Genomic DNA, 23,504 nt, shown 5'->3' with positions numbered 1-23,504 from the left:
AGAGCCGCATCTAAATTATCAGGTTTATTGCATTATCTCTTCCTCCACAGGTTAGTTGCCCTCCTGAGTTGCCCCCAAAACGCTTATGGGCTCTACCGGGAAGCATCGCATGGGCGTTTGCTGGAAGTACGTCAATACCACCGCAGCAGCGGCACTTCGAAAGGCAAGGCCATGGCAAACCGCATCACTGTTCAGGGGTTCGTTAGCTCAGATTTTGAGATGAGCACCACTCAAAAGGGTGTCGCAATGGGCAAGTTCCGCATGGGGTCTGCGGATTCGATCAAGGATCCCATTACCAATACCTGGGGCGATGGGCCCACGAACTGGTATCGGGTCACCACCTTCCGTTCATTGGCGGCAAACTCGGTTGTCTCACTTCGCAAGGGCGATCGCATCATCGTAGTGGGAAGGCTGAACATCAGGACATATTTGCGGCCAGACGGAACAAAGGGCACCAGTGTGGAAATTGAAGCGGACTCCATCGGCCCGGATCTCAAGTTTGGTTCGGCTCACTTCACCCGCATGGTCAGTGCACATCCGGTGGCCGCACCTGACGAATCGAGAGGGTTCAATGCTCCGGCGTCGGAGGGGCGGCAAGCGCCCGGCTACTTGCCTGGTGAAGATCCTGAGGGTGAAACGGACGACCTGGACGACGCCGATCATGACCTCGCCGCTGCGTTGACCAATGATGATCCCCAAGACACATCAGACGAGGAAGACTCCGATGACGATGAAGTATTGGAGTCGGGGGAGAGCGTCGATTCTGAGACTGGCGAGATAAGTGAATCCGTGCCGTACTAGCACCCACATCGGATTGCAAGAGTGACATGGCAGAATGGCGGGGTGACTTTGGAAAAGATGACATCCCGCCGCCAGTCCACCGAGACTCGTGCGCGCTTGCACGTCGTTGGTGCGGTGGCCCTGCTGGCAAGTTCCATGGTGCTTGGGGGCTGTTCATTGCTTCCGGTTGGCTCCTCGGCAACCACCGAAAGCACCACGCCCGCGGCTGTGCCAGAGGAAACACTGGCCTCGGCGGCTCCGGAGGTCAAGACCGCAGCGCAGGAACTTCAGATCAAGGTCAAAGACACGCTGGAGAATCTTGCGGCTGTCACAAAGGCGCCTAGTCGCGAACAAGTCATGCAAGCCATGGTTGAGGCGGGTGCGATGGCAGAAAATGTCGAGGTTTCCGTGGATATTACGCCCACCGGTCTGGCCGTGGATGCCATTGAAGCGGCAACGCTCGTGGATAAAGAATGCGTTATTGGCCAGGTTCGCAGCGGAGAAGTGGCCGTCACAATCCTCCCTGTTTTGGCATCGGGACGTTGCTTTGTAGGAGACGTTCACTAGCCCGCTTTGGACCGGGAGTACCGCGTTCCTCACTTTCGAGGTCGCGAATGTGAGATATATGCCTATACCCACTAACCTTGGGGGTATGGCGGAATTTATTTATACGATGTCCAATGCCCGCAAGGCTGTTGGCGAAAAACTCATTCTTGACAACGTAAGCATGTCTTTCTACCCGGGCGCCAAGATTGGTGTCGTAGGGCCCAATGGTGCCGGTAAGTCCACCATCTTGAAGATCATGGCTGGCTTGGACACTCCCTCGAACGGTGACGCTCGCTTGAGCCCCGGCTACACTGTGGGCATTTTGCTCCAGGAGCCGCCGCTGAACGAGGAGAAGACCGTTCTTGGAAACGTCCAAGAAGGCGTTGGCGAGATCTACGCAAAGATCACCCGTTACAACGAGATCTCCGAAGAAATGGCCAGCCCCGATGCTGACTTCGACGTTCTTCTCGAGGAAATGGGCAAGCTGCAGGAAGCCATTGATGCTGCCGATGCTTGGGACATTGATTCCCAGCTCGAGCAGGCCATGGACGCACTTCAGTGCCCCCCGGGAGACTCCGATGTAACGGTCCTCTCCGGTGGTGAGCGCCGTCGTGTTGCACTGTGTAAGCTTCTGCTGCAGAAGCCTGACCTGTTGCTCCTCGATGAGCCTACTAACCACTTGGATGCTGAGTCCGTGAACTGGTTGGAACAGCACCTCAAGAGCTACGCTGGCGCCGTTTTGGCCGTGACTCACGATAGGTACTTCCTCGACCACGTGGCCGAATGGATTGCCGAAGTCGACCGCGGTCACCTGTACCCCTACGAGGGCAACTACTCTACTTACCTGGAGAAGAAGCGCGCTCGTCTGGAAGTTCAGGGCAAGAAGGACGCCAAGATGGCGAAGCGTCTCACTGAAGAACTCGAGTGGGTACGCTCCAACGCCAAGGGCCGTCAGACCAAGTCCAAGGCTCGTCTTGCTCGCTACGAGGAGATGGCTGCTGAAGCAGACCGCACCCGTAAGCTCGACTTCGAAGAAATTCAGATCCCGCCGGGCCCGCGCCTGGGTGGCATCGTGCTTGAAGCCGAGAACCTGCAGAAGGGCTTCGACGGCCGCGTGCTGATCGACGGTCTGAGCTTCACCCTTCCCCGCAACGGCATTGTTGGCGTCATTGGCCCCAACGGTGTTGGTAAGTCCACGCTCTTCAAGACCATCGTTGGTTTGGAAGAGCTCGACGGCGGAAGCCTCAAGGTCGGCGAATCGGTCAAGATCTCCTACGCTGATCAGAGCCGTGGCGGAATCGATCCCGACAAGACCCTGTGGGAAGTGGTGTCCGACGGACTCGACTTCATCCAGGTCGGCCAGGTTGAAATGCCGTCACGCGCCTACGTTGCCGCCTTCGGCTTCAAGGGCCCGGATCAGCAGAAGAAGGCAGGCGTGCTCTCCGGTGGTGAGCGTAACCGCCTGAACTTGGCGCTGACCCTCAAGCAGGGTGGAAACCTCTTGCTTTTGGATGAGCCTACTAACGACCTCGACGTGGAAACCCTCAGCAGCCTTGAAAACGCTCTGCTGGAATTTCCCGGCTGTGCCGTTGTGGTCTCGCACGATCGCTGGTTCCTGGACCGAATCGCTACCCACATCCTCGCCTATGAAGGCACCGATGAGAACCCGGCCAACTGGCACTGGTTCGAGGGTAACTTCGATTCCTACGAGGAAAACAAGGTTGAGCGTTTGGGTGCCGATGCGGCTCGTCCGCACCGCGTTACCCACCGCCGCCTGACCCGCGACTAATCCCCAATCGCAGGGGTCCAGAGCGCGTGGACCCATAAAAATGGCCGGACCCTTTTGGGGTCCGGCCATTTTTCGATTTAGCGCGGCACGAAGACAGCTTGAGTCGTCACGTCACGCCGTTCTAAATCGTTCAGAACGGCGTTATGTGCCAAGTCAACGGCTGACAACGCCGGGACGTAGCTCTACTCGTCGAGGAGCCCATCAGGAACACGGATCATGCCTTCTTGCGCAACCGAGGCGACCAACACGCCGTCGCGGTTGTAAAAACGTCCCAGATTCAGGCCACGGGCCTCGGAGGCACTGGGGGATTCGGAAACGTAGAGCAACCAGTCGTCGACCTGTACGGGACGGTGCCACCACATGGCATGATCCAGGCTGGCCACACTGATGCCCGGCATGGACCAGTGGATTCCGTGACGGCGCAGCGAGGGCTCCAGCAGCGTGTAGTCGCTGGCGTACGCCAGGGCGGCACGGTGCAGATTTTGATCCGAGGGCATGGCACCGAGGGTCTTGAGCCACAGCGCCTGATGCGCGACCTTCTCGCCCTTGACGTCAAAGTACACATCGGAGCCCACGTGGCGAATGTCGAACGGCCGATCATGCGCCCAGGACTTCGCCACGGGATGATTGATGCCGCCCAGCAGCTCAGCCGAGGTAGGAAGTGTCTCAGGACCAGGAATGCCGGTCGGCATGCTCTCCTGATGTTCAATGCCGCTGTCAGGCCGCTGGAACGAGGCAATCATCGACAGGATCGGCACGCCAGCCTGATAGGCGTGGGTGCGACGAGCCGAGAAAGAACGCCCATCACGCAAACGCTGGACACCAAAGGTCAGCGGGGAAGCTGCGTCACCTGGGCGCAAAAAATACCCGTGCATGGAATGCACCAAATGGTCACTGTCGACCGTGCGCGCCGCAGCCACCACCGACTGTGCCAGGACCTGCCCACCAAAAAGTCGTTTCATGGGCGCATTGGCATCACCGTGCCCGACAAAAATACTTTCATCGGTCTGGGCTCCGCCAGAATCGGAAAGGTCCAATATTCGTAGGAGCGACTCCATGGGGTCGCTCTTCATTGCGCTCTCATTCATAGACGTGACTCTATGTGTCGATAGACGTCGCGGCAAATAGGCGCTCCGGCCGGATTCCGCACAAAGGCAGGGAAGTGACGCAGTCGATACCAGCGTCGATTGGTGGCGCCCCTGCCGCTTTGAGATGATGGAGGCATGGCACCTGGCATTCAAATCTCACAGCAAATCCGTTTCGGCGACATTGACGCCTACAACCACGTCAATAACGTTGTCTTCCTGCAATATCTTGAGGATGCCCGCGTCCAAATGACCTACGCCGAACTACCCGGCGGCGGCACCTTCCAAAGCCTCGTGGGCAGTGACTTGTTCACCCTGGTGGGCCGGCATGAAATTGAGTACCTGGCGCCCATAGCCTTCCGCCCCACGCCCATCTACGTCAACATTTGGGTCACCAACATTGGTGGTTCGAGCTTCGACTTCGGATACTCCATCACCGAATCCGATGAGTCGATCGTGTTCGCCCAAGCCGCCACCTCCATGGTCCTGGTCTCCCGCACCACCGGGCGACCCGTCCGTCTTAGCGATGAGCAGCGCACGGCCCTCGAAGCCTGGATTGGCGAGCCCGTGCCCTTCAAACGCGGCGCCGCCCGCCCCAGTACCTCCGCCACTTCCGAAGGAAATAGCTAATGTCGACAGCAACCCACACCGATGAATTGCTCCTCGACGACGCCGGCACCGTTGCTGATCTGCGCACCTTTGTCACGCGGGCTCGCACCGCGGACGACGGCGCCATCCGCCTTCAGGGGGCCGGTAACGTTCTCGCGGCGTACGTGTGCGTCATGCGGGCGAAGCTTTTGGGGGAGGGAACCCCTACGATTCTGGGCTTGCGCACCATGGCCCTGGCCACGCCGTCGACCCTTGATGTGACGGTCTCACTCGCCTCGGTCGCCGATCGTCTGGCGCGTATGGAGGCCGACGACGTTCGCCTGCCCGTGCCGCCCATGACGGTCAATGAATCCTGGGCTGCCGTCAGCGCGCCGCGCGGTGCCTGGCAGGAGCTGGGCACGGTTTCGGCGGATAGCCTCATCGCCGTGGCGAAGGCCGGTGTTCAGGAGATTGGCCAGATCATCCCCGTGAACCCGGGCGCCCTGCTGGTCAACAACATCCGGGCCTCCGTGTGGGGCCGGCCCATGGATGGCATCCCCGGCGAGGTTCCCGGCGGCGCGGCCTTTGCCGCCTACGCGCTGGGCTTCGTTGCCCCGGGCGAAAGTGCGACTCTCTTTAGCTCCCACAAGTGGTTGCGCCTGAGCTCAGCCCGCGGCCACATCTTGGTTCGCCCCAAGTCCGTTCTCTAAGACTTAGGTGAGGGTCCGCCGTCGGGCTTAAACAAAAAATGCTACCGCTCCCCATTAATGCAACAGGTCTACCTGTTGCATTAATGGGGAGCGGTAGCAAAAATCGCAGAGCGGGTTACGCCGAGTTGACGAGCGACGCCGCGGCGCGTTCTAGGTAGTCCCAGAGCGTGGCCTCGTGCAGGGGTGACAACTCCGCCGCATCAACACCCTTGCGCATCGCTACGAGCCAGCGATCACGGGCCTCCGGCGTCACGGCAAAGGGCATGTGGCGCATGCGCAGCCGCGGATGCCCGCGTTCCTCCAAGTAGGTGCGCGGCCCGCCCCAGTACTGCTCCATGAACATGAGCATGCGGCGCTCGGCCGGGGCGAGGTCTTCCTCGGGGTACATGGCGCGCAGCACGGGATCGGCCGCAACGCCCTCGTAAAAGACGTGAATGATCTTCGCAAAGGTCTCGTGCCCACCAATCTGGGCGTAAAAAGTATCCGCGTAGTCCTCGGCCGGAGCCGGAGCTGAAGTGGCGGGTGTGAGGGGGATCTGCTGTGGTTCGGAGGTCATGATGGTATCTATTCTGCTGATTCGTTGTCGGCGGATGCTGCGAGGGCGGACGACGCCGGACCGGCACCCATGGGGGCAGCGGCGCCTGAGGCGGGGGTACTGAGAGTGTCGGACGGGTCTGGTTCTGGGGCCTGGTAGTTGCCCTTGGAACGGTTACCGAGGCGGAGGATTTCACCGTTGCGCAGGTACCACAGCGTGCCATCCTCGCCGAGAACCCGGGTGATGCGCAGCCCCACGTATTCGACCTTGCCGATGACCTCGCTGGTCTGGATGACATCGCCAATGCCGTACTGGTCCTCGATCGTGATAAAGATGCCGGCGAGGAAATCTCGGATGAGCTGCTGGCAGCCAAAACCTATGGCGATACCGAGCACACCAACGCTGGCCAACAGCGGTGCGATGTTGATCTGGAAGGCAATCAAGACGTAGAAGCCGGTCACCACGGCAACCACACCGGTCAGGATGGAATTCAGTAGCGAGCCGATCGTGCGGGCGCGCTGGACGCGACGCTCGTTTTCTAAGGCCCGCGCCACGGGGTCAATCGTGCGCAGGACCGGGGCCGCCCAGCGCAGGGAGCGGTGGTCGATCATAGCGTTGTCTTTTTTGGCGCGCTTGACCACAATGCGGATCAGGTAATGCAGGATCAGCCAGACCGCGAAGCCAATGGCTATGGTGATGCTGGCCAGGACCAGGTGCTCAAGGAGATTGTCATTGAGGTTGCCGAGAAATGTAATGGTGTGCACGCGAAATCTACCCTGTGTTCATTGGCGGTGGTGAGCTTTCTACCAACCATAACGCGCACCGCCGTGGTTTTTAGTCCTCGGTGATGGCCAAGAGTCCGGGTTCGTGATGTACCGGGAAGTTCACGCTGCGGGCGATGAAACACTTCGTGGCGGCTTCCGCATGCAGGGACAGGGCGAGCTCCTCGGTGGCCGGATCGGCGACCTGAATTTTCGGGTGCAGCGTGACCTCGGAAAACTGTCCGCTGCCATCGGGGTTCACCACTAACGTGCCGGTGGCGGTGTCTTCATAGCGCGTGATGACTACTCCGTGCATGACGGCCACGTGCAGATACGAGAGCATGTGGCACTGGGTGAGGGCGGTGATCAGGAGCTGCTCCGGATTCCAGCGGTCGCGGTCGCCGTGAAAAGTCCGATCCGCCGAGCCCAACAAGACGGGCAGCCCAACGGCCGCAACGGTGTGGTCGCGGCCGTAAGCCCGATACGTTGAGGTACCGCTTCCCTTATTGCCGGTCCATACAACGTTGATCTCAAAATGATGTTGATTCAAAGCCATAGGGCTAAGCGTAGCGGCCGAGGGGCCCCAGCGAGCGAAGCGAGCGTTGGGGAGGTCGCTGCGCGGTAGCCGCCGAGGGGCCCCGATGAACCAGTGCCGAAGACGTCTTGACTACAGGAACGCCCTCAAAACCGCGGTGTAGCCATTTAAGTAGCCGGTAGCCGTGGGATGAAAGACGAACGGATTAGTAACATCCCCTGGCCCCACAATCCACTGCGCCGACGACGGAACACCGTGCCCGGCAAACGCCCAGGCTACGGGAACGTAGCGGGCGCCGTTAGTCACGGCGGAGACGGCGATGACGCTATTGAGCAGATCCGCGGCACCGTTCATGAGCTTGGCCGTCTTGACCTGATCGGCGGAGTACCCCAGCAGGGCCATATTGTTCGGCTCAAAAAGCCTCGGGTAGCCCACGAAGGCGATCTTCGCCTGCGGGACCTGGCGCTTTATGGCTTTGACGAGGGACTTGAGCTTCGTTGGCAGCTGGGTCAGCTTTTGCATGGAGGAACTCAGTGCTGCGGTGCACTGGGTACTTTGCGGTGCTGGCACGCAGACCGCGGATACATCGCCGGTGCCAATGTCATTACCTCCCACTGTGAGGGTGATGAGTTTGGTGGTGGCCGGGATCAACGGCACCTGGGACAGCTGGACATCAGCCGTGGTGGCGCCGTAGCACGCTAGGTTGGCCATGACCTTCCCGGTGGCAGCGGCGTAGTCATGGCCGTAGCTGTTCGGGCTCTGCATGCAGGGGAAGGATTCGGATCCTCCGCCGGCGCCTGCGGAGTAAGAATCGCCCAGCACCGTGTAGGTGACAGGCGAGGGCGACTGGGCTACGGCCGGCGCCCCGGCAAACCCCGCAATGAGCCCCAGACTCACGAAAGCCGCTACGCCTGTGCGTGCGGCTAACTTCCTTAATCGTAACGAGTTCATGAGCTGAAAGTACTCCCGAATGGCCCACCGGGATAGACTGTGAGGCACGAATAATGGGGGATTTCCGAAACGCTTCCACGATCGTGGCGGCGCCTAAAAACACGTGGAGTTTCTCGCCCAAAACCATTGAGGGGCAGATCACCCACCGCTTGACGGTGGGTGATCTGCCCCCTCAATGAGGCGTCGACTTAGGCGTCAGCTGCCTGGGCCCGCAGCGCACGAGCCACGCCGTCGCGGCTTTCAACGAGCAGACGACGCAATGCCGGAGTCTCTTCGCCCAGGGTTGCCAGGAACTCATCCGTGGCATCCAGAGTGGACTGCGCGACCAGCCCGGAGGGGTACAGTCCCGTGATGATGGTCGAGGCGGTTTCGTAGGAACGCTCCGCCCAGATGCTGGCCACAGCGGCGAAGTACTTGGCCACATACGGCTCCAGCAAGGAGGTGTCCCAGACCTTGCCGAAGCCGGTGATGGCCGCACGCTGGATAGCGTTAGCGCCATCGGCACGCACGACCACCGAATCCCAGGTCGCGGCCTTTGCCTCGGCCGTGGGGATGGCTGCGTAAGCAGTGGCTGCCGCCAGCTGGCCGTTCTGGGTGTTATCCAGAGCCACGGCAGCATCGATGGCTGTTGCATCGGCGCGGCCACCGGCCACGAGCGAGGTCAGTAGTTCCCAGCGCATATCGGTGTCGAGGGTGAGGGAATCCAAGGCGATGACCCCGTCTAGCAAGGACTGCACCGTGTCCAGCTGCTGTGCGGACTGGGCGCGAGCGGCAAAGGCCTTCACGAACTGCAGCTGCGCATCCGAACCCGCCGCAGCATTCTGTGCCAGGACCCACAGCGAATCCGCGGCGGCGATGGCCGTGGCCTTCTGGTGCTCGGGTGCGACGTAGAACTGCAAAGAGGTGGCGAGCTGACGCAGCAGCACCATGATGACGGTGGAGTCGCTCTCGTAGCCAATCGTGGACAAGACAAAGTCCACGTAGTCTCGGGCGGAAGTTTCGCCGTCGCGCGCGGCATCCCAGGCCGACGCCGAGACCAAGGTCCGCGGCAGCGAGTCGCGGAAGTCCTGCAGATGCGCCTTGGCGGTCGCGAGAGAGACCTCATCGAGGCGGATCTTGGCGTAGGCCAGATCGTCGTCGTTGAGCAGGATCAGCGCGGGGCGCTGCATGCCAACGAGCTCCGGCACCTCGGTGGTGGCCCCATCTATGTCCAGCTCCACACGGTGGGTGCGCACCAGCTTGCCGGCGTCCGCGCCCTCCGTGGCCAGATCGTAGAAGCCAATGGCCGCACGGTGCGGGCGCAGCGTCGGGTACTCGGCGATCGCGGACTGAACGATCGCAAAGGAGGTGATGGCGCCGTCGTCCGTAACTTCAAGGGCGGCCTTGAAGGTGTTGACGCCGGCCGTCTCGAGCCACTTTTCGGTCCAGGAGGAGAGATCGCGGCCACTGGCAGCCTCCAGCTCCACCATGAGATCCGGCAGCTCGGTGTTGGACCAGGCGTGCTTGCCAAAGTAGGCGCGCACACCGGCCATGAATTCCTCCTGACCCACCCAGGCCACGAGCTGACGCAACACCGAGGCACCCTTGGCGTAGGTGATGCCGTCAAAGTTGACGAGCACGTCCTCCAGATCGTTGATCTCGGCCTTGATGGGGTGCGTGGAGGGCAGCTGATCCTGGCGGTAGGCCCAGCTCTTCTCCATGGAGGAGAAGGAGGTCCAGGCGTCCACGTACTTGGTGTTCTCTGCCGCGGCCAGGGTGGACATGAACTCGGCGAAGGACTCGTTGAGCCACAGGTCGTTCCACCAGCGCATGGTCACGAGGTCCCCGAACCACATGTGGGCCAGTTCGTGCAGGATCGTGATGGCACGACGTTCCACCATGGCGTCGGTGACCTTGGAACGGAAGACATAGCTTTCCAGGAACGTCACGGCGCCAGCATTTTCCATGGCGCCGGCGTTGAACTCGGGCACGAAGAGCTGGTCGTACTTGGCGAAGGGGTACGGGGTGCCGAACTGCTGCTCGAAGAATTCAAAGCCCTGGCGGGTCAACTCAAAGACGTTCTCGGCGTCCATGAATTCCATGAGCGACTTACGGGCAAACACGCCCAACGGGATGGTGCGGCCGTCGGAGCTGGTCAGTTCGCTGCGCACGCTCTCATACGGGCCGGCGATGAGCGCCGTGATGTAGCTGGACATGGTCAGCGTGGGCTCGAAGTGCCACACCGACGTGCCCTCGCCGGCGGACTCGGGGGTCGGGGTGGGGGAGTTGGAGATGACGTCCCAATGTGCCGGGGCGGTGATATGGAAGGTGAAGCGGGCCTTCTGGTCGGGCTGCTCGAAGACGGCAAACATGCGGCGCGAATCTGGCACCTCGAACTGGCTGTACAGGTACACCTCGCCATCCACGGGGTCCACAAATCGGTGCAGGCCCTCGCCCGTGTTCATGAACAAGGCGTCGGCCTTGACGGTGAGCACGTTCTCGGCGGCGAGGTTGGGCAGCTGGATGCGGACGCCGTCGGAGACCTCCGCCGGATCCAGCGCCACGCCGTTGAGCGTGACCTGATGGACCGCATCCGTCACGGCGTCAATGAACGACGACGAACCCTCCTTCGCGCTGAAGTGCACCGTGGTGGTGGAGGCGAAGGTGGTCTCGGAGGTGGTCAGGTCGAGGGCGACGTCGTAACTGTCGACGGTCAGGGTGGCAGAGCGCTCAATGGCTTCGGCTCGGGTCAGGTTCATACCAGGCAAGGTAATGCCTTCCGTTCGGGTTCGGATTGAACAAGGCCGCAGGGCAGCTACAACGCGTGTGCCCGGCGGTGGGTTGAAATGATTCTTTCACGTTACTGCCTAGTAGCCGCGAGGTCATGAAGTCCGGCAAAATTTGCACCCCGCGTGGCGCTAGGGAAGGGTTGAAGGGAAGCAACAGACTATTCGATGGGGGAATTTTCATGGGGGAACAGATGCGCGACGTGGTGGCCGAGCAACGGTACAACCGGCGCTGGCTTTTCGGGGCGGTGGCGGGTCCGTTGCTGCTGGGGGTTGTCGCGGCGCTCTGGATGCTGACCATTGCGGATCGCTTGCCGACCGAATTGGCCACCCATTGGAATTCCGAGAATGAGGTCGATGGCTATTCCTCGCTCTGGGGTATGGCCCTCATGACGGTCGGAGTGGCCGGGGGAACAGGTGCTCTCATCTCCGTGATGGCCATGATCTCACGCGGGCAATCCTCGCTGCTGGCCCGAGTTGGGCTGGGCCTGGGCGCCGCCTTCGCGGTGGGCCTGACCGCCCTGATGGTGGCCATTGTTGCCGGGCAGTTAGATCTGGTGGACATCTCACAGGCAAAGCTCTCGGCTCCCGTCATGGCCGCAGGGTTGGCCGTGGCGGCTATTGTCGCCGCCCTCGTGATTTGGCGTTACCGGCCCGGCGAGGTGGATCGGACGCAAGACCCGGCCGTCGTCGCGATGAACGCCAACGTCACCGCGGCCGACGCGGCCCTTGCCGTGGCCGGGCGTGAGCAGGCAGAGCGCGGCGAGTCGCTGCGCATCAAGGTTTCGCTGGGCCCCTGGGCGTGGCTTTTGAGCCTAGGCGTTGGTGCGATCGTGGCCGTGAGCACGTACTTCATCTTCCCGTTGTTGGCGCTCCTGGGAGTTGTGGTGGCGGCCCTCGTATGGATCTTTTGCCAGGGTGTGGTGGTCATCGATCCCCAGGGCGTGCGGGTGCTGGCCTCTGGATTTTGGAAGATCATGCCCCTGGACTGGCCCGGGATCAAGGGTGCCAGCGTGGAAGAGATCAAGGCGCTGGATTATGGCGGATGGGGATACCGCATGCATGGCGGCAGCATTGGCTTCATCATGAGCAGCGGCCCGGCTCTTGTCATCGAGGCCGGATATCACCAAAAGTTCATCATTTCCATGCCGGACGTGGCCTCAGCAGGAACCGCAGCGGCGCTCGCAAACGGTTACCATCGCATCGGGAACGTGAAAAAATAGTTCCATGGCATCCGATGGCAGTCACGATTCTTCCCCTGACAGGCGCCTTGACGCACGGGCCCTGCGCTTCGCGCTGATCTTTGCTGCGCTCCTAGCGGCTGCCCTGATTTTGGGAAGCGTGTTGATTGCCGGGCAACTGCCCGACGGTGTGGTGTTTCCCTGGGGCGGTAGCCCCGTGTCGATTCCCGTATTCCTGACCGTGGGTGTGGCGGCCATACTGGTGCTCGGCGCCGGGGTGGGAAGCCAGGGTGCCCGCACATCCTTGCCGCGAAATCTGCGCCGGGTCCTGCTCGGCGTGGCCATGACCTTGCAACTATCGGCCTTCACCTTGTTCGTGGCGACACTCTTGGGCCAGGGGCAACACGAGGGCCTGCCCACCGAACGGGTGGACGGATTTGTGCTGCTCATGGGCTGTGGTCTGGCCGCGTCCATGGGTGTGGTGTTGGCCCTGACCTTCAAACCCGACGAGCAGTGGACGCCCGCAGATGACAGCGCGCTGCTGCTCATGCTCGAATCCGAGCTAGACCCCGATGAGGCCAAGGATCAGCTGAGCTACTTCCTGCATCCGCGGAGCTCTATCGTCCTGATGATCTTGTTGGCCGCCGTTTTGCCCGGCGCCTTCCTAGCCCTAATCTCGCCCTGGATCTTCTTGGCCATGGTGCTTGCCGCTCTGCTCGTGATTGCCTTGTTGTGCGCCACGGTCTCGATGGATCGCACGGGGCTAGAGGTCAAAGTCCTGGGGTTGGTACCCGTCCTCACCGTGCCGTGCCTGGACGTCGCCGCGGCCGTGTCGCTCGATATTATGGCGCGGGATTACGGTGGATGGGGCCCGCGCCGCCACAACGGATCCGTGACATTCCTGAGTTACTCAGGTGCCGCCGTCGTACTTCGTCTTGCCGATGGGGGACAGGCAGCGGTGAGTGCGCCGTCCCTAGATCTGGCCGATGAGCTCTCCGCCATCATGAACCGTCGGGCCGGAAAATCGCCGGGGGACCGTTCGCGGCGGCCGTAATGTGGTGCAGCCTTGGGTAGTCTTGGGGGAGCAGTTATTACCTCGAGAACTTAGGAATCATCATGCGCGTTCATATCGCAACCGACCACGCCGGCATGGAGCTCAGCGCTCACCTCATCACGGCACTCGCCGCCAAGGGCTACGAGATGGTGGACCACGGACCGCAGGCTTACGACGCCGAAGATGATTACCCCTCGTTCTGCATCAACGCCGCACTGGCCGTCGTCGCCGACCAGGCCGCTGGCGTTGACGCACTCGGGATTGTGCTGGGCGGATCCGGCAATGGCGAGCAGATTGCCGCCAACAAGGTCAAGGGTGTGCGTGCCGCTCTCGCCTGGAACCACTCCACCGCGACCTTGGCTCGCGAGCACAACGACGCCAATGTCATCGCCGTGGGTGGCCGCCAGCACACAGTTGAGGAAGCCACTGCGATCATCGAAGCGTTCCTCGCCGAGCCGTTCAGCAACGCCGAGCGTCATGTCCGCCGCATCGGCAAGATCGCTGTGTACGAAACCACGGGCGAGATCGTCGAGTAATTTCGCTGTGCACAACCACCTTGTGACTCTGCCGGGACCAAGCGGAGGATCCTATGCCTGAGGGGCATTCCGTCCACCGCTTGGCCCGGCAATTTCGTGATGTCTTTGGCGGGGCTACGCTTGCCGTGTCCAGCCCGCAGGGGAAATTCGCCGCGGGAGCACAGCGCCTCGACGGTCAGCTTCTGGAGCGGGCCGAGGCGCACGGCAAGCAAATGTTCCTGTATTTCTCCCACGATCTGGTGATGCGCGTGCATCTGGGCTTGTACGGAGCATGGGACTTTGGCGGCGATTCGTCCTTCACGGGCGCCTCCAGCATTGGCGCGCCGCGTCGCATTGGTGAACAAGAAGTTGCTGGGGCCGGGCCGTCCGCCGAGGTTTATGCCGGCCCGCCCGAACCCAAGGGTGCTGTGCGAGTCCGTCTCGTGTCCGAGCATGGCTGGGCCGATTTGCGTGGACCGACCGCCTGCGAGGTCTTGACCCCCGCTGAGGCTGTCGTGGCGCGCAACAAGTTGGGCCCTGATCCACTCAACGATTACCCCGGAGATGCCGAGGAGTTTGTGCGGCGCATCCGCAAGAGTTCAACCTCAATCGCCTTGCAACTCATGAAACAAGACGTACTCGCCGGGGTGGGTAATGTCTACCGGGCGGAAACCTTGTTCCGGCTGGGCCTCGATCCCATGCTCTCCGGAACAAGCCTGCAGGGTGAGGAAGCCCAGGCGCTGTGGCGTGATATTGCCACCATCATGAACGACGGCGTCCGCGACGGTCGCATCATCACGACCGAAATGGGAGATCGACCCTCCGGCCATGGCGTTGCGGTGGGCGAGAAGCTCGCGGAACAACGGGCCAACGCGTCGGTTCCGGTGGAGGATGCGCATTATGTGTACAAGCGGCAGAGCCTGCCGTGCCGTCACTGCGGCACGGAAATCGCGTTGCAGGAGCTCGGCGGGAGAAAACTTTATTGGTGCCCGTCCTGCCAGAAGTCCTGAGCGCGACTTCCCCGTAAAAACGCCCTAGTTAGGCATTCTCGCTATAGGTAGAACTACCGCGAGAACGCCCAACTATGGCATTTTTCGAAAATTAGCTGCTCTCGATTTGCGAGAGTGGCAAAAGGGTTGATAGGGTAATGGAGTTGTTCGGCCACAAGCCGAAAACAAAGCCCCAGGGCTTGTATCTGGGGGCGTAGCTTAATGGTAAAGCCTCAGTCTTCCAAACTGATTACGCGGGTTCGATTCCCGTCGCCCCCTCCAATTTTTTATGAATTCCTCGGTCATCTGGCCGGGGAATTTTTTTGTTTAACTAAAGGCGCGCAAAAGGTGAGCTAAACACGCTAGGTGGGGTTCGTCGTCGTCCGTAAAGGGCGAGGGAAAACCACGAGAAAATCGCCGCGAAATCGCCGATTGTGCATCTGGGAACTTTTGCCCGTAGACTGTTGCGGGCACTACGGGGCGTAGCGTAGTGGCTAGCGCGCCTGCTTTGGGAGCAGGAGACCGCAGGTTCGAGTCCTGTCGCCCCGACTTCAGCATTATCCGGATCACGTTTGGTCAGTGACTGCCCATGTGCTGGGCCTAAATATCCATCAACAGACCATCAGGAGTACCACGCTGTGAAGAGCGCTGTCGAAAACCTCACACCCACTCGGGTAAAGCTCGATGTTGAGGTTTCCTTTGAGGAATTGAAGCCCAGCATCACTGAGGCTTACAAGACGATTGGTACCCAGGTTCAGGTACCCGGCTTCCGTAAGGGTAAGGTCCCCAACTCGCTGATCGATCAGCGCGTTGGCCGTGGCTACGTTCTCGAAACGGCTATCAACGCCGGTCTGAACGGCTGGTACCAGGAAGCTGTTGTCGAAAACAAGCTCATTCCCTTGAGCCGTCCCGAAGTTGAAATCACCGAAGTTCCGGACCCGTCCGGCACCGATGGTGTGGTCAAGTTCCAGGTTGAACTGGACATCCGCCCCGAGATCGAACTGCCGGACTACGCTGGCATTGAGGTTGAGGTTGCTGCTGTTGAGGCTTCCGATGAAGACACCACGAAGGCACTGGACGAGCTCCGCGGCCGCTTCGGCACGCTGAAGGCTGAAGACCGCCCGGCCGCCGATGGTGACTTCCTCACCATCAACATCGACGCCAAGATCGACGGCGTTGAGGTTGACTCCGCTGCTGACCTCTCCTACCAGGTCGGCGCAGGCAACATGCTTGATGGTCTGGACGAGGCCGCAACCGGCCTGTCCGCTGGCGAGGAAGCAATCTTCAACACCAAGCTGGCTGGCGGCGAGCACGCAGGTGAAGAAGCTCAGGTCACCGTCAAGGTCACCTCGGTCAAGGTTCGCGAACTCCCCGAAGCAAACGATGACTTCGCTCAGCTGGCTTCCGAGTTCGACACCATTGCCGAACTGAAGGAAGACCTGGCCAAGCAGGCTGCCGATTCCAAGGTTGTCGAGCAGGGTGTTGAGGCTCGCGACAAGGTTCTCGAAGCACTCGTTGCCCTCGTTGAGGTTCCGGTTCCGGATTCCGTCATCGCCGAGCAGCTCGAGCAGCACTTCCGCCCGGAGAACTCACACGGTGCCGAGGAACACGACACCGAAGAGCACCGCGCCGAGGTCAAGGAAAACACCGAGAAGGCATTCCGCAACGAGATCATCCTCGATGCCATTGCTGAGAAGGAAGAAGTCAGCGTCAGCCAGGCTGAACTGATCGACTACATCGTTTCCTCCGCTAGCCAGTACGGCATGGACCCGAACCAGTTCGCGCAGATGCTCGACTCCTCGGGCCAGGTCAACATGATCGTTGGCGAAGTTCGTCGTCGCAAGGCACTTGCCGCTGTTCTGGGCAAGGCTGCCGTGAAGGACACCGCTGGTGTTGCTGTTGATCTGACTGACTTCGTTTCAGTCGCTTCCGAAGAAGAAGAAATTGCTTCCGAGGACGAGGTCATCGAGCCCACAGCAGTCACCGATCCGGGCGAAGCTCGCGTCTAACTACTTCCCTTCACCGGGTAAAAACGTTTTAGCAGCCGTTGCCGGTTCCTTTTCCAAGGAGCCGGCAACGGCTTTTTGCATGCCCTTTTCGTTGTCCCACCAGCGCGGTTTTATTCCCTGCACCCCCGTACCTTCGCGGAACGTGCGCCTACAGCGAACAGTGTCCCAAAGGGCCACAATGAGCCGGCGAAAAGGGCTACTGTCCAAGTAGTGAACATTAGTGATGGTCACGTTGGGCATGCTCAACGGGCCACACGAAGGAGAGGTAAACCCACCATGGCACAGCACACCACCCCCACGATGGCTAGCGCGGACCCGTCCGGCTCGGACCAGTACATCTACAACCGCCTGCTCAAAGAACGCATCATTTGGTTGGGTTCAGAGGTTCGCGATGACAACGCCAACTTGATCTGCTCGCAGCTGCTGCTGCTCTCGGCCGAGGATCCTGAAAAGGACATCTACCTGTACATCAACTCACCTGGTGGGTCGGTTACCGCCGGTATGGCTATCTACGACACGATGGAGTTCATCCCGAACGATGTCGTCACCGTCGCCACCGGTCTGGCAGCGTCCATGGGACAGTTCCTGCTCTCCTCCGGCACCAAGGGCAAGCGTTACGCTACGCCCAACGCGCGCATCCTCATGCACCAGCCTTCTGGTGGAATCGGCGGCACGGCCTCGGACATCAAGATTCAGGCCGAACTGATCTTGCACATGAAGAAGGTCATGGCGGAACTGACCGCCGAGCAGACCGGCCAGACGGTTGAGAAGATCCTCACCGACAACGACCGCGACAAGTGGTTCACGGCCGCCGAAGCCCTCGAGTACGGCTTCTTTGACAAGATTGCCCGTCACGCAGGCTCCGTTGCCGGTGGCGGCGGAACCAACGCCAAGTAAAAGCCGAAGATAAAGATTTCAGGAGTACGACCATGACTTACAACTTTGGCAGCACAGCATTTGGCCACACTGCCGGCAACCTTCCCTCCAGCCGCTACGTGCTCCCTCAGTTTGAGGAGCGCACACCGTATGGTTTCAAGCGCCAGGACCCGTACACGAAGCTCTTCGAGGATCGCATCATCTTCCTCGGCGTTCAGGTGGACGATGCCTCCGCTGATGACGTGATGGCTCAGCTGCTCGTCTTGGAAGCAGATGACACCGACCGTGACATCACCTTGTACATCAACTCTCCCGGTGGCTCGTTCACGGCTATGACGGCCATCTACGACACGATGCAGTTCATCCGTCCGGAAATCCAGACGGTTTGCCTCGGACAGGCTGCCTCGGCCGCCGCTGTTCTGCTGGCTGCCGGCGCCCCCGGCAAGCGCCTGGCGCTGCCGAACGCTCGCGTCTTGATCCACCAGCCGGCACTCTCCGGTGGCCAGGGTGGTCAGGCCTCTGACCTGGAGATCCAGGCCAACGAGGTCATGCGCATGCGTGAATGGTTGGAGAACACTCTCGCCGATCACTCGGGCCGCACCCCGGAGCAGGTCAGCAACGACATCGAGCGTGACAACATCCTCACGGCCGCACAGGCCAAGGAGTATGGCCTGATTGATGAAGTGTTGGCTCCTCGCAAGATCAAGCCGGCCGCTATCAGCCGCTAAGGGCCGCATGATATAAATGCCGGAACAGGGAGGAAAATCCCTGTTCCGGCGTTTGCTTTCCGCTCAATGTCCATGCCGTGGATTAGAGTTGAAATTACTTTGTAGGACGTTCCGGGCATCAGCTCTGGAACTTGTAATTATTTAGAATAACTTCGCTGCTGGCGAGTTAGTCGCGGAAGGACACACCAATGGCCAGGATGGGCGAAAGCACCGATCTGCTGAAGTGTTCCTTCTGTGGGAAAAGCCAGAAACAGGTTCGTAAGCTCATCGCCGGTCCCGGCGTGTACATCTGCGATGAATGCATCGAGCTGTGCAATGAGATTATCGAAGAAGAGCTCTCCGAGGTTGCCGAGCTCGACACCTTTGAATTGCCCAAACCGCGGGAGATTTTTGACTTCCTGCAGGAATATGTTGTGGGCCAGGAACCGGCCAAGAAATCGCTCGCCGTTGCTGTGTACAACCATTACAAGCGCATCCAGTCCGGCCACGCTGTTAAGAGCACCACGCTCTCCGGCGGCGTGCACGACGATGTGGAAATTGCTAAGTCCAACATCTTGCTCATCGGACCCACAGGTTGTGGCAAGACGTACCTGGCTCAGACCCTGGCCCGCCGCCTCAACGTCCCCTTTGCCGTTGCCGATGCAACCTCGCTGACCGAGGCCGGCTACGTGGGTGAGGATGTGGAAAATATCCTCCTCAAGCTCATTCAGGCAGCCGACTTTGATGTGAAAAAGGCCGAGCAGGGCATCATCTACATCGATGAGATCGATAAGATTTCGCGCAAGTCCGAGAACCCCTCCATTACCCGTGACGTATCCGGTGAGGGTGTTCAGCAGGCGCTGCTGAAAATTCTTGAAGGCACCGTAGCCTCCGTTCCGCCGCAAGGTGGCCGGAAGCATCCGCACCAGGAGTTCCTGCAGCTCGACACCACCAATGTGCTGTTCATTGTCGCCGGTGCTTTTGCCGGACTGGAAGACATCATCGGTTCCCGCGCTGGCAAGAAGGGCATCGGCTTTGGTGCCCCGCTCAGTGCGCTTAAGCAGTCCGAGGCCAGCTACGCCGACGTCATGCCGGAAGATCTCCTGAAGTTCGGGTTGATCCCGGAATTCATTGGACGCCTGCCCGTCATCACCACCGTGACACAGCTCGACCGCACCGCCTTGATTCAGATCCTCACGGAACCCAAAAACGCGCTCGTCAAGCAGTACCAAAAGATGTTCACGCTCGACGGCGTGGAGCTGGAGTTTGATGACGAGGCACTGGCGGCCATTGCCGAGCTGGCGCTGGACCGAGGAACAGGCGCACGCGGTTTGCGCGCCATTCTCGAAGAAGTCCTGCAGCCTGTCATGTTTGATCTGCCCAGCCGCGCCGATATCGCCACCGTGGTCATCACCGCTGACGTGGTTGCTAAAAAGGCCGAACCTACCTTGATCCCCCACGAGGTGGCTGCCAAGCGCCGGAACAAGTCCGCCTAAGACCTTCGGTTCCCGGAATAGTTTCCGGCACGACGTCGTTGCACCTAGCGACGGGGCTTCGCCTCCATCCATCATTGGAATCCATGTTCTACCGAGGAGTTTTTACGTGTCTGAAAGCGCTGTGAACGCCGCCGAAACGGCCGATTTTTGGTTTGATCCCATCTGCCCCTTCGCATGGGTGACCTCGCGTTGGATTGGCGAAGTGGAACAGGTTCGCAACATTTCCGTGAACTGGCATGTCATGAGCTTGTCCGTCCTGAATGAAAATAACGATTCCCTCCCGGACGTTTACAAGGAACGCATGGTTCAGGCGTGGGGCCCGGTTCGCGTGATTATCGCCGCCGTTGCCGAGCATGGCGAGCAGGTCATCAAGCCCTTGTACGACGCTATGGGCACACAGATTCACGACAATGGCAACACGAACATGTCCGACGTCATCGCCAAGGCCCTGGCCGAAACCGGCCTGCCGGCAGAACTGGCAGCAGCCGCCACGAGCGATGCCCACGACGCCGCCTTGCGCGTAAGCCATGCCGAAGGTATCTCCAAGGTGGGCCAGGACGTGGGAACCCCCATCGTGGCCTTCAACGACACCGCCTTCTTTGGCCCCGTCATCACCCGCATTCCCCGCGGCGAGGAAGCCGGAAAGCTGTGGGACGCCACCGTGACACTGGCTAGTTTCCCGTACTTCTTCGAGATCAAGCGCAGCCGCACCGAGGACCCGCAGTTCGGCTAAAAGTCTCGCACATGCGAGCTCAGAGGTGGTGGGAAAAATACTTCCCGCCACCTCTTGTTTTTGCCCTGCGAGCAGGAGCATACTTGTTCTTACCCAATCCGCCAAGGAAAGGGCTGGTAGAGACTAAAAATTTCACAGACCGAACCGTATTGATCACATGAGCACCGTTTCGACGGGTTGCTCGCACGCGGTTCAAAGCACCGGTGACGCGGTGAGACGTCGTGAAAAGTCATTAGTATCCACCAGACCGTGCACGTCACACACGGCATGAAAGTCGAAGCCCCACCGACGGCATTTAGCCGATGGGGCTTCCCCTTTGCCCAAAATCTGGGCCAGCATCGGTGGCAGCGGCCGTTCACCCACTCTTCACCGCTTCGTTTCCCGAGCCGGGTACGACGGCAACCTTGGCAGGTCACGCTTGAAGCGTGAAGGTTGCAATAGTTGCTGAATCGTTCCTGCCCGAGATGAATGGGGTCACCCATTCACTGCTGAAAATCTTGCAACATCTGGATGCGCGCGGAGATGACGTTTTAGTCATCGCCCCATCCACGCTCGAGAACGCTCCGCCCACAGTTGAGGGGGCCACGGTCCGCAGACTGCCCGCCGTGCCGCTGACCGGATACCGCAACATCCGGATTGCCATCGGTGGGGTAGCGCGGGTCAAGGTCTTATTGGCCGAGTTCAACCCCGATGTGGTCCACCTAGCCTCGCCCTTTATTCTGGGGTGGCGTGCCGTGCGGGCAGCGGCGGCCCTGGGTATTCCTACCGTCGCCGTATACCAAACCGACGTCCCCGGCTATGCCGCCCGCTATGGCATGCCGTTTCTAGAAAATTGGGCGTGGCAGCGGGTGGAACGCATCCACACCGCAGCGACGAAAACCCTCGTGCCCTCCACCGACTCCTTGCAGAAGCTCCGAGGCCACGGCATCCCTCGAGTGGAACTGTGGCGTCGCGGCGTGGACACCGATCGCTTCCACCCCGCCAAACGCAGCACCGCTTTCCGACACAAGGTAGCGCCACAAGGACAGAAGATCATTGGCTATGTGGGGCGCCTCGCCCTGGAAAAGCAGGTGGAGGACCTGGCCGTGCTCGCCACTATCCCCGACACACGGCTCGTCATCGTGGGAGATGGCCCCCAGCGAGAAGCGCTCCAAGCCCTCCTGCCGAGCGCCTACTTCACCGGATTCCTGGGCGGTGACGAGCTCGCCGCTGCCATGGCCTCCTTTGACTTGTTCGTGCACCCGGGCGAGCTGGAAACCTTCTGCCAGACCATTCAGGAAGCCATGGCCTCCGGGGTCCCCGTGGTGGCGACGGGTCGTGGTGGGCCCGTGGATCTTGTGGATTCCTCCCGCACGGGCTGGCTCTACGCCCCCGGTAACCTGCGCCAATTACACGATTACGCCATGGACCTGATGGGCGACGACGCGAAACGGGCTGCCTTCGCCGACGCGGCGTTCGCCCAGGTCCAGGGCCGCAGCTGGCACGTTGTGTGCGAGCAACTCATGGAACTTTTCACCCAGGCCATCGCCGACCACCCGCGGCTCCCGGCCGCCCTGAGAGGAATCAAATGAAAATTTCCGTTATTGGTGCCGGATATCTCGGTGCGGTCCACGCCCTGACCCTGGCGCACCTGGGCCACGACGTTATCGCGCTCGACACCGACACCGCCCGGATCGCGCAGCTGGCCCGTGGCGAGGTGCCCTTCCATGAGCCCGGTCTCGCCGAATTGCTTCAGGAAGGGCACGACGGCGGCCGCCTCACCTTCACGAGTGACCCCGCGGACCTGGCCTGCGCGCAGGTGCACTTCCTCTGTGTGGGCACACCGCAGTCCAAGACGACTAACGATTCCGATCTGTCCTTCCTGATGTCCGCGGTCCAGGCCCTGCGCCCGCATCTGCGCCCGGGCACCCTCGTGGTGGGCAAATCCACCGTTCCAGTGGGAACGGCCACCGTCCTAGAACAGGTGATTGCCGCGAGCGGCGCCGGGCTCGCCTGGAACCCCGAATTCCTCCGACAAGGCACGGCCGTCAAGGACTCGCTCGTGCCCGACCGGCTCGTCTATGGGGTCGGTGAGAAGGCAGAACTCGCGTGCTCCCTGCTCGACGCCGTCTACGCGCCGCTGCTGGAGCGGGGAACCCCGAAGGTGGTCACTGACTTTGCCACCTCCGAACTCATTAAGATCTCGGCCAACGCGTTCTTGGCCTTGAAACTGTCCTACATCAACGCGGTCGGTGAGTTTTGCGAACAGGTGGGGGCCGACGTCGTACAACTCGCCCAGGCACTGGGACACGACGACCGCATTGGCGGGAAGTATTTCCATGCCGGCGTGGGGTTCGGGGGCGGGTGCTTGCCGAAGGATTTGCGGTCGTTCCGGGCTCAGGCGCAGAGCCACGGGGTGGACGCCCTCGATGAGATGTTCTCGCTGGTTGACGGGATCAATGCCGACGCGCGATTCCGTACCGCCGAGACCGCGGTACGGCTGTGTGCGGGTTCGGTGCAGGGCAAACGCATCACGATTCTGGGTGCGTCGTTCAAGCCGCACACCGACGATATTCGGGATTCGCCGGCCCTGGATGTGGCGGCTCAACTGGCCGCGCAGGGGGCGCTCGTGACGGTGAGCGATCCGCAGGCGCAGGACACGGCGTGGCTGCAATTCCCGCAGCTGAGTTTCGAGCGCGAGGTCTCCGTGGCGCTGCGCGAGGCCGAGCTGGTGCTCCTGTTGACTCAGTGGCCCGAATTCACCGCCCTTGATCCGGGGCAGGCAGCCACGCTCGTGCGACGGGCCGTGATCATCGATGGGCGCAATGCCCTCGACGGTTCCGTCTGGCAGGCCGCTGGCTGGGAGTACCACGGGATTGGCCGTGCCGGCATGGTGCGGGCCTCGCGGGCGGCCGTGTAG

Annotated in this window: 22 protein-coding genes and 2 tRNA genes; 18 read left to right on the top strand and 6 right to left on the bottom strand. The window is 60.9% G+C overall.

All coding sequences use genetic code 11. The features are described 5' to 3' along the window. Positions 1 to 117: 117 nt before the first annotated feature. The 3 genes from CVS30_RS11760 (at position 118) to ettA (ending at position 3,115) form a co-directional block, all read left to right on the top strand. Entirely contained in the window at positions 118 to 801 is a 684-nt protein-coding gene (locus tag CVS30_RS11760) for a single-stranded DNA-binding protein (RefSeq protein ID WP_146233389.1), read from the top strand. A gap of 42 nt (positions 802 to 843) precedes the next feature. After that, positions 844 to 1,347: a DUF6993 domain-containing protein gene (locus tag CVS30_RS18330; protein WP_245934572.1), complete on the top strand. Its 504-nt coding sequence runs from the start codon at positions 844 to 846 to the stop codon at positions 1,345 to 1,347. An 85-nt stretch (positions 1,348 to 1,432) separates the two neighbouring features. Continuing rightward, positions 1,433 to 3,115, top strand: a complete 1,683-nt coding sequence (gene ettA / locus CVS30_RS11750) for an energy-dependent translational throttle protein EttA (RefSeq protein ID WP_110485519.1) — start codon at positions 1,433 to 1,435, stop codon at positions 3,113 to 3,115. A 182-nt stretch (positions 3,116 to 3,297) separates the two neighbouring features. Here the strand turns inward: ettA and CVS30_RS11745 are convergent, their stop codons facing one another. Then, positions 3,298 to 4,203 (bottom strand): acyl-CoA thioesterase, encoded by a 906-nt coding sequence (locus CVS30_RS11745; protein ID WP_110485518.1) that lies wholly within the window; start codon positions 4,201 to 4,203, stop codon positions 3,298 to 3,300. 135 nt (positions 4,204 to 4,338) lie between these two features. Here CVS30_RS11745 and CVS30_RS11740 point away from each other — a divergent pair, with 135 nt between their 5' ends. Continuing rightward, complete coding sequence (locus tag CVS30_RS11740) at positions 4,339 to 4,830, top strand: acyl-CoA thioesterase (RefSeq protein ID WP_110485517.1); 492 nt, start codon at positions 4,339 to 4,341, stop codon at positions 4,828 to 4,830. Further along, positions 4,830 to 5,498, top strand: coding sequence for a DUF8185 domain-containing protein (locus CVS30_RS11735; RefSeq protein ID WP_110485516.1), 669 nt, complete (start codon positions 4,830 to 4,832; stop codon positions 5,496 to 5,498). Before CVS30_RS11740 ends, CVS30_RS11735 begins: the two co-directional genes overlap by 1 nt. 115 nt (positions 5,499 to 5,613) lie before the next feature. Here CVS30_RS11735 and CVS30_RS11730 read toward each other — a convergent pair whose 3' ends face one another. The 5 genes from CVS30_RS11730 to pepN all read right to left on the bottom strand — a co-directional run bounded on the left by CVS30_RS11730 (position 5,614) and on the right by pepN (position 11,018). Next, positions 5,614 to 6,054, bottom strand: a complete 441-nt coding sequence (locus CVS30_RS11730; RefSeq protein ID WP_110485515.1) for a globin — start codon at positions 6,052 to 6,054, stop codon at positions 5,614 to 5,616. Between the two features lie 8 nt (positions 6,055 to 6,062). After that, on the bottom strand, positions 6,063 to 6,788 hold the full coding sequence (locus tag CVS30_RS11725; protein ID WP_245934575.1) for a mechanosensitive ion channel family protein: 726 nt from the start codon (positions 6,786 to 6,788) through the stop codon (positions 6,063 to 6,065). Between the two features lie 79 nt (positions 6,789 to 6,867). Beyond that, positions 6,868 to 7,350: an OsmC family protein gene (locus CVS30_RS11720; RefSeq protein ID WP_110485514.1), complete on the bottom strand. Its 483-nt coding sequence runs from the start codon at positions 7,348 to 7,350 to the stop codon at positions 6,868 to 6,870. Between the two features lie 111 nt (positions 7,351 to 7,461). Further along, positions 7,462 to 8,280 carry an SGNH/GDSL hydrolase family protein gene (locus CVS30_RS11715; RefSeq protein ID WP_110485513.1) on the bottom strand — a complete coding sequence of 273 codons (819 nt, stop codon included), beginning with the start codon at positions 8,278 to 8,280 and terminating at the stop codon, positions 7,462 to 7,464. Positions 8,281 to 8,468: 188 nt separating this feature from the next. After that, complete coding sequence (gene pepN / locus CVS30_RS11710; RefSeq protein ID WP_110485512.1) at positions 8,469 to 11,018, bottom strand: aminopeptidase N; 2,550 nt, start codon at positions 11,016 to 11,018, stop codon at positions 8,469 to 8,471. Positions 11,019 to 11,227: 209 nt separating this feature from the next. On the opposite strand from pepN, the gene CVS30_RS11705 reads away from it, so the two are divergent. The 13 genes from CVS30_RS11705 to CVS30_RS11645 all read left to right on the top strand — a co-directional run bounded on the left by CVS30_RS11705 (position 11,228) and on the right by CVS30_RS11645 (position 23,504). Further along, the gene (locus CVS30_RS11705; protein WP_181419783.1) at positions 11,228 to 12,268 is read left to right on the top strand and encodes a DUF1648 domain-containing protein; all 1,041 of its coding nucleotides are present in this window, start codon (positions 11,228 to 11,230) and stop codon (positions 12,266 to 12,268) included. A 4-nt stretch (positions 12,269 to 12,272) separates the two neighbouring features. Continuing rightward, entirely contained in the window at positions 12,273 to 13,280 is a 1,008-nt protein-coding gene (locus CVS30_RS11700; RefSeq protein ID WP_110485510.1) for a hypothetical protein, read from the top strand. 62 nt (positions 13,281 to 13,342) lie between these two features. Further along, positions 13,343 to 13,816, top strand: a complete 474-nt coding sequence (locus tag CVS30_RS11695) for a ribose-5-phosphate isomerase (RefSeq protein ID WP_110485509.1) — start codon at positions 13,343 to 13,345, stop codon at positions 13,814 to 13,816. A 53-nt stretch (positions 13,817 to 13,869) separates the two neighbouring features. Then, the gene (locus CVS30_RS11690; RefSeq protein WP_110485508.1) at positions 13,870 to 14,805 is read left to right on the top strand and encodes an Fpg/Nei family DNA glycosylase; all 936 of its coding nucleotides are present in this window, start codon (positions 13,870 to 13,872) and stop codon (positions 14,803 to 14,805) included. Positions 14,806 to 14,992: 187 nt separating this feature from the next. After that, positions 14,993 to 15,066 (top strand) — tRNA-Gly (locus CVS30_RS11685). Between the two features lie 194 nt (positions 15,067 to 15,260). Then, positions 15,261 to 15,333, top strand: a tRNA-Pro gene (locus tag CVS30_RS11680). A gap of 89 nt (positions 15,334 to 15,422) precedes the next feature. Then, complete coding sequence (tig, locus tag CVS30_RS11675; protein ID WP_110485507.1) at positions 15,423 to 16,793, top strand: trigger factor; 1,371 nt, start codon at positions 15,423 to 15,425, stop codon at positions 16,791 to 16,793. 276 nt (positions 16,794 to 17,069) lie between these two features. Further along, positions 17,070 to 17,690: an ATP-dependent Clp protease proteolytic subunit gene (locus CVS30_RS11670; protein WP_074710424.1), complete on the top strand. Its 621-nt coding sequence runs from the start codon at positions 17,070 to 17,072 to the stop codon at positions 17,688 to 17,690. Positions 17,691 to 17,722: 32 nt separating this feature from the next. Continuing rightward, positions 17,723 to 18,397, top strand: a complete 675-nt coding sequence (locus CVS30_RS11665; protein ID WP_110485506.1) for an ATP-dependent Clp protease proteolytic subunit — start codon at positions 17,723 to 17,725, stop codon at positions 18,395 to 18,397. A gap of 188 nt (positions 18,398 to 18,585) precedes the next feature. Continuing rightward, complete coding sequence (clpX, locus tag CVS30_RS11660) at positions 18,586 to 19,872, top strand: ATP-dependent Clp protease ATP-binding subunit ClpX (protein ID WP_110485505.1); 1,287 nt, start codon at positions 18,586 to 18,588, stop codon at positions 19,870 to 19,872. A 106-nt stretch (positions 19,873 to 19,978) separates the two neighbouring features. Next, complete coding sequence (locus CVS30_RS11655) at positions 19,979 to 20,605, top strand: mycothiol-dependent nitroreductase Rv2466c family protein (protein WP_220033913.1); 627 nt, start codon at positions 19,979 to 19,981, stop codon at positions 20,603 to 20,605. A gap of 425 nt (positions 20,606 to 21,030) precedes the next feature. After that, the gene (locus CVS30_RS11650; RefSeq protein WP_110485503.1) at positions 21,031 to 22,176 is read left to right on the top strand and encodes a glycosyltransferase family 4 protein; all 1,146 of its coding nucleotides are present in this window, start codon (positions 21,031 to 21,033) and stop codon (positions 22,174 to 22,176) included. Then, positions 22,173 to 23,504 carry a UDP-glucose dehydrogenase family protein gene (locus tag CVS30_RS11645; RefSeq protein WP_110485502.1) on the top strand — a complete coding sequence of 444 codons (1,332 nt, stop codon included), beginning with the start codon at positions 22,173 to 22,175 and terminating at the stop codon, positions 23,502 to 23,504. The genes CVS30_RS11650 and CVS30_RS11645 overlap by 4 nt, the downstream gene beginning before the upstream one ends.

The sequence above is a fragment of the Arthrobacter psychrolactophilus genome (assembly GCF_003219795.1).
GTDB classification, from domain to species: Bacteria; Actinomycetota; Actinomycetes; order Actinomycetales; family Micrococcaceae; genus Specibacter; species Specibacter psychrolactophilus.
This window is presented reverse-complemented; position numbering and strand designations above follow the sequence as displayed.